General features: G+C 36.1%; 12 protein-coding genes, 1 pseudogene and 1 other annotated feature. Of the genes and pseudogenes, 1 reads left to right on the top strand and 12 read right to left on the bottom strand.

Annotated elements, in window-relative coordinates; translation table 11 throughout:
• Positions 1-1,248, bottom strand: a 1,248-nt coding sequence (gene safA / locus RTL21_RS18935; protein WP_312098130.1) for a SafA/ExsA family spore coat assembly protein, incomplete at its 3' end; no start/stop codon positions are given.
• A gap of 560 nt (positions 1,249-1,808) precedes the next feature.
• Here safA and RTL21_RS18930 point away from each other — a divergent pair.
• A complete protein-coding gene (locus tag RTL21_RS18930; RefSeq protein WP_312098128.1) occupies positions 1,809-2,351 on the top strand; it encodes a transcription repressor NadR in 543 nt (180 codons plus the stop codon).
• Between the two features lie 92 nt (positions 2,352-2,443).
• On the opposite strand, the gene pheA is transcribed toward RTL21_RS18930, so the two are convergent.
• The 11 genes and pseudogenes from pheA to RTL21_RS18875 all read right to left on the bottom strand — a co-directional run.
• On the bottom strand, positions 2,444-3,298 hold the full coding sequence (gene pheA / locus RTL21_RS18925) for a prephenate dehydratase (protein WP_312098127.1): 855 nt from the start codon (positions 3,296-3,298) through the stop codon (positions 2,444-2,446).
• Positions 3,299-3,418: 120 nt separating this feature from the next.
• On the bottom strand, positions 3,419-3,874 hold the full coding sequence (locus RTL21_RS18920) for an ACT domain-containing protein (RefSeq protein WP_312098125.1): 456 nt from the start codon (positions 3,872-3,874) through the stop codon (positions 3,419-3,421).
• A 166-nt stretch (positions 3,875-4,040) separates the two neighbouring features.
• A complete protein-coding gene (gene obgE / locus RTL21_RS18915) occupies positions 4,041-5,330 on the bottom strand; it encodes a GTPase ObgE (protein ID WP_312098123.1) in 1,290 nt (429 codons plus the stop codon).
• 198 nt (positions 5,331-5,528) lie between these two features.
• A complete protein-coding gene (locus RTL21_RS18910; protein ID WP_312098122.1) occupies positions 5,529-6,080 on the bottom strand; it encodes a Spo0B C-terminal domain-containing protein in 552 nt (183 codons plus the stop codon).
• Positions 6,081-6,629: 549 nt separating this feature from the next.
• Entirely contained in the window at positions 6,630-6,920 is a 291-nt protein-coding gene (gene rpmA, locus RTL21_RS18905; RefSeq protein WP_016201696.1) for a 50S ribosomal protein L27, read from the bottom strand.
• A 17-nt stretch (positions 6,921-6,937) separates the two neighbouring features.
• Positions 6,938-7,270 carry a ribosomal-processing cysteine protease Prp gene (locus RTL21_RS18900; RefSeq protein ID WP_312098120.1) on the bottom strand — a complete coding sequence of 111 codons (333 nt, stop codon included), beginning with the start codon at positions 7,268-7,270 and terminating at the stop codon, positions 6,938-6,940.
• 12 nt (positions 7,271-7,282) lie between these two features.
• Entirely contained in the window at positions 7,283-7,591 is a 309-nt protein-coding gene (rplU, locus tag RTL21_RS18895) for a 50S ribosomal protein L21 (protein ID WP_016201698.1), read from the bottom strand.
• 15 nt (positions 7,592-7,606) lie between these two features.
• Positions 7,607-7,687 (bottom strand) — a sequence feature (ribosomal protein L21 leader region).
• An 81-nt stretch (positions 7,688-7,768) separates the two neighbouring features.
• Positions 7,769-9,205 (bottom strand): Rne/Rng family ribonuclease, encoded by a 1,437-nt coding sequence (locus RTL21_RS18890; protein ID WP_312098114.1) that lies wholly within the window; start codon positions 9,203-9,205, stop codon positions 7,769-7,771.
• A gap of 152 nt (positions 9,206-9,357) precedes the next feature.
• The gene (locus RTL21_RS18885; RefSeq protein ID WP_312098112.1) at positions 9,358-10,224 is read right to left on the bottom strand and encodes a M50 family metallopeptidase; all 867 of its coding nucleotides are present in this window, start codon (positions 10,222-10,224) and stop codon (positions 9,358-9,360) included.
• Positions 10,217-10,987, bottom strand: a complete 771-nt coding sequence (locus RTL21_RS18880) for a peptidoglycan DD-metalloendopeptidase family protein (RefSeq protein WP_312098110.1) — start codon at positions 10,985-10,987, stop codon at positions 10,217-10,219. The genes RTL21_RS18885 and RTL21_RS18880 overlap by 8 nt, the downstream gene beginning before the upstream one ends.
• Positions 10,988-11,345: 358 nt before the next feature.
• A pseudogene (locus tag RTL21_RS18875) lies at positions 11,346-11,609 on the bottom strand (septum site-determining protein MinD); the annotation flags it as partial.

Raw genomic sequence — 11,609 nt, 5'->3', positions numbered from 1 at the left:
AGCCATTCCCATTCCTGGATTAAATCCTCCTGGCATTGATCCCATTTCTGGTCCGTATCCTTGCGGCATTGGAGCCATTCCCATTCCTGGATTAAATCCTCCTGGCATTGATCCCATTTCTGGTCCGTATCCTTGCGGCATTGGAGCCATTCCCATTCCTGGATTAAATCCTCCTGGCATTGATCCCATTTCTGGTCCGAATCCTTGCGGCATTGGAGCCATTCCCATTCCTGGATTAAACCCTCCTGGCATTACTCCCATTTCTGGTCCGTATCCTTGCGGCATTGCTCCCATTCCAGGAGCATATCCTTGCCCCATTCCCTCATTGCTTACTGGTTGTTGTGGGAATGATGGTGCACCACATCCACAATCTTCCTTGTAAGGTAGATTATAAGCTGGAAGAACTGGCGCTGTTTGCGTTGGAGCATGTGGTTGATATCCTGCTCCAGCTACATACGAAGATGATTCTTCTTTTTTATGGTTGTGATGTTCCACAGGCATTTGACCATACTGCACTAACGGTTGCTGATAATATTCATGCGGCACTTGTTTACCATGCGCAGGCAATTGTCCATGCTTATAAGCAGAATAGGAGGAGGAGGACTCTTCCCATTTATGTTTTTCTGTATAATCTACTCCAGGCAGTGCTGGATAAGCTTGAGTTGCTACTTGTTCAACCGGTACTCCTTCTGGAGGACATACTCCTGGAGGAAAACCACTTCCTGGCATCATTGGAGATACTTCATAACAATATGGTTGATAAGGAATGATTGGTGGACACAAATCTTGTTGAACAGGTTCCTGTTTAGGTAAAACTGGTGCAGGTGCTGATGGCAAAATTGTTTTTTCTTTCATTTCTACATCAACATCTACGTCCACATTTGTCATATTCATGGAATAATAATTAGTAACATCAATTTCTGGAATGATTGGAGTAGGCATTTTAGGAGTGTATGGTTTTTCCTTTGGCACTTCTTTTTTCGGCATTTCCTTTACTGGCATTTCTTTTTTCGGCGCTTCCTTCACAATTGGCTGCATTGCAATCGGCATTTCTTTTTTCGGTCCCACAATAGGGGCTTCTTTCTTAATACTTCCTCCTGAAGTAGGAACTTTAATTTTCATGCCGGGCATAATCATCTCTGTATTACTCAATTGGGAATTTAACGTTTTTAACTCTTCGAAATTAACACCATATTTTTTGGCAATTTTCCAAAGAGTATCCCCTTTCTGAACAATATGGATCTTCACTATAGATTCCCTCCTATGCATATGTCCATATAGTCTATGTTCACACTGCAAAATGGTTATCATTCTATTCAAAAATCTATGCGGTTTTTTTTAATTTATGTGTTCTAGCCACATAAAGATAGCTAATCCTTTGTCCTTCTTTTCGTATTTTGTTTGCTAATCATACTCTTTTATAAAACAAATTTAATTTCATCCATTTTATAAATACTTTAGGGATATCTTAAAGATAGACTTTTGGTAAAATAGAAATGAGAGAATATATAATACTACTTATGAATAGGGAGTACTTTTTAATTTAAAAGGCTGTTTTTTTAAATTTGTTGCTATTAACTCGCAGCTTGAATACACTTCGCTTTCCGTGGACCTCACTTAAATCCAGGGTCTCACCTGGTTCGCAAATCCCTCAGAAGTCTACGTGTATTCGATATTATTTTTAAATTTTTTAATGGAAAAGCAATAACCTCTAGCAAATAACCATTAAAATCTGTGTGAATGACTATAACAGATGGGGAATTTAAACTTCCTACCTGGAGGAAATCATAATTAAAAGGAGAAATTGGATGACAGAATCAAAAAAAATGCTTGGCGAAGAAAGAAGAGCCTATATTCTTTCCTTATTAAAAGAAAATAATCGTCCATTTACCGGCAGTGAACTTTCCAAATTAACGAATGTAAGTCGTCAAATTATAGTTGGAGACATCACCCTTCTAAAAGCGAAAAACGAACCGATATTGGCAACTAGTCAAGGTTATTTATATTTACAGGAATCAAAGCCTTTGCTTTATGAAAAAATTATTGCATGTAATCATCCCCCTGAAAAAACGGAAGAAGAATTGAATATTCTTGTTGATAATGGGGTAACCGTTAAAGATGTTAAAATTGAACATCCTGTCTATGGGGATTTAACGGCTTCTATTCTTGTAGCCAATAGAAAAGAAGTAAAACAATTTATGAAGAAAATTAAGCATACCAACGCTGCATATTTATCAGAATTAACTTCTGGAATTCATTTGCATACCATTACAGCACCATCTCTGGATACATTAACAGAGGCAGAAGAGGCTTTACGTAAGGCGAATTTTTTAATCGAAGAAGAAGCTTAAATGAATGCAAAAAATCACTAAGACGATTTATCGCTCTTAGTGATTTTTCAAGTGAATATTTTAGCACATCTCTGGATTCAAAGTATTCTATCTTACTTCTCCATAACGTAAAAAGGATAGCTCCCCAACATCTTAACTTCGCAGCCAATTGCTTCTAGCTCTGCAATGGCTCCCGGTATTAATACATCGTCCATTTTTCGATCTAGATCAATAAGAAAGAAATAATTTCCTAATCCCGTTTTTGTTGGTCTCGATTCAATTTTCACCAAGTTTAATTTTCTCCATGCAAAAGCAGACAACACTTGATGTAATGCACCTGAACGATCCGAAGGCAAAGTGACCATTAGACTGGTTTTATGGCCAGCTAAATTATTTTTCGTTTCTGTATAACTTACAGGGTTCTTTGATAATATAAGAAATCTTGTATGATTGTTATTGGAATCATGGATATGATGTCTCACAATTTCAAGACCATACTCTTCAGCAGTTAGCGCATTTCCAATTGCTGCACCATTTATATTTGGATTTTCCTTAATAAACTGTGCTGCAGCTGCTGTTGAAGTCATATAATCACAAGTAATTCCGTTAAATTCGGTATGTAAAAATTTATGACATTGAGCGATTGCATGGGAATGACTATAGATGACTTCAATTTCTCTCCATGTATCTTTACGAAGCGGATGAACCATTAAATGTTGTTTAATCGGAACTGTCACTTCACCACAAATCGGTAAAGATACTTCATGAATTAAATAATCAAGCGTGATATTGACAGAGCCTTCTAATGTGTTCTCAACTGGTACTAAAGCAACATCTATTTCGTCTGCCATAACAGCATCAAAGCAATTTGGAATCGTTAGAAAAGGGATTGATTCCACTTCAGGAAATTGCTGATTTACCGCCATATTTGTAAACGTTGCTTTTGGACCTAAGTAGCCTACTTTCACCTAATTCTCCTCCAAAAAAATAATTATTTATTCTGAATTTATCACATATAAAAAGAAGAACGACTCATAGAAGCCTTCTTCCTAAAAGACGATCGGATATCTAATTAAATCATAGATTCCTTATCCTCCAGAGCTTAAGACATCAACTTTCTCCACAAATTCAAGCATACGCAATCGCTCTAACAACATCTCAATAGAAATCTCCATCTCTGCTGTATTGAGAGATAGTGTGACATTCGCTCTTCCTTGGAGCGGTATCGTTTGATGAATCGTCAGTACATTGCATCCTCCAGAGGCAACAACACTTAGTAGCTTAGATAATGTTCCCGACCGATCTTCAATGTAAAAAAATAATGTAATTAATCTTTCTTTCACTATCGTGTGAAAAGGAAAGATTGTATCTCGATATTTGTAAAATGCACTGCGACTTAAATCAACTTGTTTTACTGCATCATGTACGGATTCCGCTTTTCCTCTTTCCAATAGTTCTTTCGCGTCCAAAGTCTTTTTCATAGCTTCTGAAAGTACATCTTCTCTTACTAAAAAAAATTTCTGATCCAGTTTATTTTGTTTCATCTGCTCACCCCTCAAGGCATAACGGAAACTTCATTATGTATGTTAATAGGAATTTCTTTTCTTCTTTATCTGTTTTGTATGAAAAACTCCCCTTCCGTCATTTCATTCGACAAAAGGGAAGATCCTTTATTACCTTCTTTTACTGTTCTTCTAAGAATTGTTTCGATCAATCGATAAATTCAAATTCATATTCCATTAATTTTACTGTATCTCCATCTTTTGCTCCACGTTGACGCAACGCTTCATCAATACCCATACCGCGCATTTGACGAGAGAACCTACGAACAGACTCATCACGAGAGAAGTCCGTCATCTTAAAGAGCTTTTCAATTCCTTCACCAGATAGGACAAAACTTCCATCTGAATCTCTTGTAATATAGAATTGTCGCTCATCAACTTCATGCTTATATACAACTCGGTGAACCCCTGCTTCTTCTTCCACTTCTTCTAATGGGAACTCTGACGTATTCTCTAATTTATCTGCGATAGCAAAAAGAAGCTCACGCAATCCTGATCTCGTTATAGCCGATATAGGGAAGATTGGATAGTCTTCCTGCAATTTAGCTTTAAACTCTTGTAAATTTTCTTCTGCATCTGGCATGTCCATTTTATTGGCAACAATAATTTGCGGTCTTTCTAATAATCGCATATTGTATTCTTGAAGCTCTTTATTAATCGTTACATAGTCCTCATAAGGATCTCTACCCTCTGTAGAAGCCATATCAATGACATGGACAATAACTCTTGTACGCTCAATATGACGAAGGAATTGATGACCTAAGCCAATACCAGAATGAGCTCCTTCAATTAATCCTGGCAAATCTGCCATTACAAAGCTTCTGTTATCTTCTGTTTCGACCATTCCTAAATTAGGCGCAATCGTCGTAAAATGATAATCGGCAATTTTAGGCTTTGCTGCAGATACAACAGAAAGCAACGTAGATTTACCGACACTAGGAAAACCGACTAAACCAACATCAGCTAGTACTTTTAACTCCAGTACAATATCTCTTTCCTGTCCTGGTTCGCCGTTTTCCGATAGTTCAGGAGCTGGATTCGAAGGGCTCGCAAAGCGAGAATTCCCTCTGCCTCCACGACCACCTCTTGCAATTATCGCTTGTTGGCCATGTTCTGTTAAATCCGCAATTACTTCTTTTGTATTCGCATCTGAAACGATTGTACCAGGTGGAACCTTTACAATCATATCTTTAGCATTACGGCCATGCTGATTTTTGGACATCCCATGCTCGCCACGTGGCGCCTTAAAATGACGTTGATAGCGGAAATCCATTAAAGTCCGTAGCCCTTCTTCCACTTCAAATATTACATTGGCTCCTTTACCGCCATCTCCACCAGCAGGGCCGCCCTTAGGGACAAATTTCTCGCGGCGAAACGCTACCATACCGTTACCACCGTCTCCGCCCTTCACATAAATCTTAACCTGATCCACAAACATAAATTCATTTCCTCCTAATAAGAAAAACTTAAGCGTATTGTATTGACCAACAGAACATCTTACACTTGTTCATAAACATTGATTTCAAAATAGATATTCTAATGTCGAACCATTCCAGCTAGTATTTTTCTAAAAATCATAATTTTTCTTTCATGCTATATAACAGAACTCGATTAATTATTAGCCAAGTCCTTCTTATTATTTACCTGTTTTCTCTCTATTCATCCAGACTTCAAACACCAGTTCTTTATCACTAATCTCCGTATTTTCCACTACCAAATGCTTGGGAAACGGCTGTTGAAGAAATGAAGACATTGATTCTGTATTTACTAGCACTCCATTAAAATCAACATACAAACGAAGTCCTTCCTCCATGGAATGAATGGAAATGAATAAATGATTGTCTGCAAAAGGCTTTATATGTTGATTTAATGTCTGAAAAAACAAGGTTATCCAACTGGTAAGTATGTCATCTTCCGTTAATTGACATTTCTCTTCTGCCAGCACTTCATATTCCAACCGAAAATGATAATTTTCCCAATTAGCAATTAATAATTTTGTAGCAAATTGCGGAATATCTAGATTAGACAACTTAGCTTCTTGTTTGGTCTCTGTAATAATTTCATTTATTATTTCTTTTACTCGATCCGGTTTATTTAAATCCAAATTCCCTTTAATTAATTGGATTTTATTTAGCCAATCATGGCGAACATGTCTTAAAAAATCTATCGTATTCCAGTCTTTATTCATTCTTGTACTCCTAAAAGGTTATTAAGTCTTAGAAGACTGCTTTAAGTAAGTATAACAAAAAATGAATCATCTATGAACAAAAACGATAACTCCACAGCTAAAGCAATTATCTATTTCTATAACTAAGGGTTCAAGTTCATTGGAATAGGCAGACTAAAAACGCCTTCTTAGATATGTCCAAACGATTTATTATACAGATTACGATTTTTGGATTGATTTGATAAAGAAATGTCGAAAACGAAGTGTATTAAGGCTGTGGGAACAACAAACTATACATAAGAGCCAAACTAATCCTTTGAAAGTATACGAAAAAGCAATGGATTACTCTATTTTTCAACACTTAGACCAAAAGCAAGAAAAGGCAACATAGTGATATGTATATATAGACAAGGTATTTTCTAATAGGCAAAAGCCATCTATGCTATTTGTCTAAGTGTTGAAATCATCCACAACATATCTTAGTATCAACATCCATTCTTCATCAAGAAATCTATCCTTTAACAAACAGATAGGCTGACCCTATACGAGCCAGCCTATCTAATCATTAACTTATGCTTCTTGTGCTACTGGGTATACGCTAACTTGTTTGCGATCACGACCAAGACGCTCAAATTTAACGATTCCGTCAACTTTTGCGAATAGTGTATCATCGCCACCACGACCAACGTTTACTCCTGGATAGATTTTTGTACCGCGTTGACGGTAAAGAATGCTTCCACCAGTTACTAATTGACCATCTGCGCGTTTAGCTCCTAAACGTTTAGAAATGGAGTCACGTCCGTTTTTAGTCGAACCTACCCCTTTTTTAGATGCAAAAAACTGAAGATCTAATCTTAACATTTCGTTCCACCTCCTATTTAATTATAAGTGATAGTTACGTATTTTCCATAGTCTCTTTCAATTGTTTCCAAAGAAACAACCATACCTTCTAAAAGAAGTTGAATTTTATCTCTTGTTTCTTCCTGAATATTTTCTGGAATAGTACAGGAAATAAAACCTCCGTCTTTCCCTTGTTTAATAATAGGAGTAATGCCAGTAAGTGAAATAACGGCATTTATGCTTCCAAACGAAACAGCCGATACCCCAGCACATACTATATCATTCCCACTATTAGCAAAAAGGGCATGACCACTAATTGTAAACGAATGAATGAGACCATCGTTTGATTTGTCAATCGTTACGTCGATCATACAAACTCAACCTTAAGCGTTAATCTTTTCGATAACAACTTTAGTGTAAGGTTGACGATGACCTTGCTTTTTATGATAATTTTTCTTCGCTTTGTATTTGAAAACGATGATTTTCTTTTGACGGCCTTGTTTTTCAACTTTAGCTGTAACAGTAGCTCCTTCAACAACTGGACTTCCTACTTTTACATTTTCTCCGCCAACGAAAAGAACTTTATCAAAAGTAACAGTGTCACCAGCTTCACCGTTTAATTTCTCGATGTAGATAGCTTGACCTTCTTCAACTTTGATTTGTTTTCCGCCTGTTTCAATAATTGCGTACATTAAACTGCACCTCCTTAATAGACTAAGACTCGCCAATGACAGGCGTTTTGCTAAAGCAAAATCTTAATTACCTGTTATGTGCGGTTGTAGAGCACGGGTGCTACAAACAACATTAAAATACTAACATGTTTAAAAGATACTGTCAATCATATTCTCTATTATTGCGTTTTTAAGCATTCATTTAACCATTCGGATAAAATAGTCTGGCTTTGGAAAATCAACTATATCTATCTTAATCGTAAAACCCAATACTTCCTCTAACCGTTTTTTATGAATATTTCCTTCGCCGATAAATATACGATTAACGTCTTCTGTTGCGTGTATCTCTACAAGATCAATATCCTTATTTCGATATTCCCAGAGCTCCCTTTCTAATTGAAAAGCCATACTTTCTGCACTCTTTACAACTCCTGTGCCTTCACAAATCACACACTTTCTCTGAGTCATTTCAGATAAGGATTTCATCGTTTTTTTTCGCGTTAATTGTAAGATCCCAAGCTCGGTAAATCCAACTACTTTTGATTGTCTATTATCCCCTTTTAATTCCTTAAGCATGACATCTAAGAGTTGCTTCTCTTCCGCATCTTTCATATCAATAAAATCAATTAAGATGATTCCCGAAATATCTCTTAACCTAATTTGTCTGGCTGCCTCTTTTGCAGCAAGAATATTTGTTTGGAAGACGGTTTGCTCTAGCTGATGCTTCCCTTCATATTTACCTGTATTCACATCAATAATCGTTGCTGCTTCTGCCTGGTCAAAAATCAAATATGATCCGTTGCTTAGCCAAACGATTCTTTTCAATGCTTTCTCTATCTCTGCTTCCAAATGATAATGAGAAAAAAGATCCTCATTTCCTTGATGAAAGGAAACTGTTAAATGAGGGAACTGCGCTTGCCATTGCTTCCTCTCTTCTACCCTATCGACAATCACTTCTCCCTCTTTCATTTGCTTGAAAAGATAAAATAGTTGTTTGTTAAACTCATTATTTTCGTGTAAAAGCATTATTTTCTTCTTTCTATCCTGCTGTTCCAGCTCTTTGTATTGCTGGCGCAATGTTTCTAGTTCATCTATTAAGTCAGCTTCTGAGCAATTTGCAGCTGAAGTGCGAAAAATCAAGCCTTCGCTCTTTGTTTTTATACGTTCGCCGAAGCTTCTCAAGTTTTTTTGAGATGCAATAGTGTTTATTTTTTTGGATACTGCTACATATCTGCCATAAGGCATATACACTAAGTGTTCACCAGACATCTCGATAATGCCTGTTATTTTTGCGCCTTTTGGTCCGGCAGCATCTTTTATCACTTGAACCAGGACACGTTCTCCTTGTTTTATATAAGAGGAGACACTCTTCTTTTTTTTCTCTTCTAACGTCCCCTCGCTCCGAACAAAGGAAATCATTTTTTCTCTCGGTAAATACGCACCTTTGCCCTCACCAATTTCTACAAAGGCAGCGTTCATCCCTGGAATAACTTTTGTCACTTGGCCTAAATAAATATTCCCGACAGTCGTTTTATATTGTGGCTGCTGAACATATATTTGTGCTACCTTTCCATCCATTAGATAAGCAAATCTCTTTTCTCTTGTTTTCAAATTCACGATTACTTGATTCAACATCATACATCCTTTTTTATGGTTATCTTATTATTTTAGCTTAGATGAAATGTTTTAGTAAACTTAAGGACATATTTATTGATACTGATATCAATGCTACTCAAGGTTTAAAGGATGCGATAAAAGGAAAACAAACTTCCTTTTTTTATGTATACCTATAAAACAGCCATTAGATCCTTTATCTTTGCAGTCACATTCTTTTCTTTGAAATAGACATGTAAAAGCTCATTTTCATCAAAAATGGCATTGTCTTCCCCTTTCGATTTTACGATAATCGGATGCTTGCACCCTCGGTGGAATCGTTCGAATACGTCCAATAGCTGATCCTCCTCTTGAACTTCTAATGGAAGTAATTTCCTAAAATTATTTGTTTTTCCATAATAGCGTTCCAGCAAGAATCGCATAAATAAGAATCTTCTTTGTTTCCATTCATAAAAAATAGAAAAAAGTAAGAAGCTAATGATGATCCATGCATTTAAATTAGTTGGCATCATGATTATGACAATTAATAAAAATAAAGAAACACCTAACATGGATAAATAGAGCGTAAATTTATGAGACTTAGGAAAGGAATTTTTTAAGGAAAATAAAAGAAACATTAGTTTCCCACCGTCCAGGGGCCAAATCGGAAGTAAATTAAAGAAAAAGATCATGAAATTATATTGGGTAAAGGTTTGATATAAGGAATCTGTAAAAATACCCCCTTGCCATAAAAGAACCCCCAGCCCCAGTAGCCAAATATGCTGTAATGGACCAGAAATAATAACAATTGCCTCCTCTAGCAACGGACGATTTCCATGTTCATCCATTTCAGCTACTCCCCCAAATGGTAATAAAGATATTTTCTTTATTCTCCACGAAAAAAAAGCCGCAGCAATCGCATGACCTAATTCATGTATAAGGATAATCAGAAACAATAAACATATTTCATAAAAATGGGCAGTCATTACCCCAATAGCAATGACAACCCATAATAGTGGATGGATATGAAGATACTTAAAAACACCAAGAAACCTATTCAATTTCTATCACCTGTAATGGATCGATAAAATCATCATTTTGCTTAATCGCAAAAAAGAATAAACCTAGTGTTTCATCCCCTTCATACCTTGACGCACTCCCAACTTTTGTTCCTTTTTTAATATTTTCGTATAGCTTTACATCCACCTCTTCTAAATTTCCATACCATGATTCACTTTGATCGCTATGCTTTATGACGACTGTTTTTCCAAAACCTTCTTTCTCACCTATAAAGGTGATCTGTCCTTCATTAAACGATTGTACGGTTGTATCTGTTCCTGTTTCTATTGCAATTCTTTGCCCATTTTTTTGGAACTCCTCTAACACTTTACCGGATGCAGATAAGGTATATTGCTGCAATTGCTCTGTGTCTTGAACTTGGTCTTTCTGTTCCGGCAAAAACGCCAATGGTTTTCCGAATTTATCCTCATACCAATCTGTCACTACCATAAAATTAAATTCATGTGACATTGCTTGTCTTAGTGTATTCTCAATTTTCCCTAATTTTGCTGATGGGTGGTCTACAATGATAGCAACAGAAAGAAATAAAATCGCTGCTCCTAAGATTTTTAGCAAAAATAAATCTTTGCGAAATAAAGGATGAATCTTAGTTGGATAATTTTCCTCTTTACTTGTAAAATTATAGTCAAAGCTATCCTCTTCATCAGACCAGAGCACTCTGCTATCAATATTTTTCTCTATTCTTGCCCGTTCTTTTCTTCTTCTTTCGATTTTTTTTCTAACATCATCGTTTCTTGACCCCATTTACTCCTCTCCCCTAACCTACTTGTCCTTTTAACCCTATATTTATGTATGGATTCAACAAAGTATGCCTTTAATCAAGGTGATTACGTAAACAAAAGGAACTGCAACATTCTTAAAAATTAAAAGAAAGCTAGAAAAACATAAAAAATCCCTGTAAAGAATAGGTTATTTCTTTACAGGGATTTTTTATATTTTATGCTTAATCGATAATTTTAGCTATTTTCAGGCGCTACAATTAATAACTTTATCAATATCAATAATAGAAGGCAGGGACTTGGTCCTTCTATCTATTAGAACACCTCATATACGTCCCATTTATGTACGTATAGTAAATGATTGCTATTGCTATTCTACTATCTTATTTAGCACCAAAAAATGTCTTAATTTTAGCAAAGACACCTTTTGATTCCTCTTCCAAGTGTTGCAACGGAACAGTCTCCCCTAAAATTCTTCTAGCGATATTGCGATAAGCGATTGCAGATTTACTATTCGGGTTTAACGCAATTGGTTCTCCATTATTAGAAGCTCTAATGACAGCATCGTCATCTGCAACTATTCCTAATAAATCAATGGAAAGATGGCTAGTTACTTCATCAATATCTAACATATCTCCATTTTTCAC

The organism is Niallia sp., assembly GCF_031978665.1.
Classification (GTDB): Bacteria; Bacillota; Bacilli; order Bacillales; family Cytobacillaceae; genus Niallia.
The sequence above is the reverse complement of the archived record's forward strand: the minus strand, read 5'-3'. Positions and strand labels throughout refer to the sequence as shown.

Coding starts and splice junctions, on each gene's coding strand:
- RTL21_RS18930 (WP_312098128.1), top strand. CDS start 1,809: ATGACAGAATCAAAAAAAATGCTTGGCGAAGAAAGAAGAGCCTATATT.
- RTL21_RS18920 (WP_312098125.1), bottom strand. CDS start 3,874: ATGAAACAAAATAAACTGGATCAGAAATTTTTTTTAGTAAGAGAAGAT.
- obgE (WP_312098123.1), bottom strand. CDS start 5,330: ATGTTTGTGGATCAGGTTAAGATTTATGTGAAGGGCGGAGACGGTGGT.
- RTL21_RS18910 (WP_312098122.1), bottom strand. CDS start 6,080: ATGAATAAAGACTGGAATACGATAGATTTTTTAAGACATGTTCGCCAT.
- rpmA (WP_016201696.1), bottom strand. CDS start 6,920: ATGTTAAGATTAGATCTTCAGTTTTTTGCATCTAAAAAAGGGGTAGGT.
- RTL21_RS18900 (WP_312098120.1), bottom strand. CDS start 7,270: ATGATCGACGTAACGATTGACAAATCAAACGATGGTCTCATTCATTCG.
- rplU (WP_016201698.1), bottom strand. CDS start 7,591: ATGTACGCAATTATTGAAACAGGCGGAAAACAAATCAAAGTTGAAGAA.
- RTL21_RS18890 (WP_312098114.1), bottom strand. CDS start 9,205: ATGTTGAATCAAGTAATCGTGAATTTGAAAACAAGAGAAAAGAGATTT.
- RTL21_RS18880 (WP_312098110.1), bottom strand. CDS start 10,987: ATGGGGTCAAGAAACGATGATGTTAGAAAAAAAATCGAAAGAAGAAGA.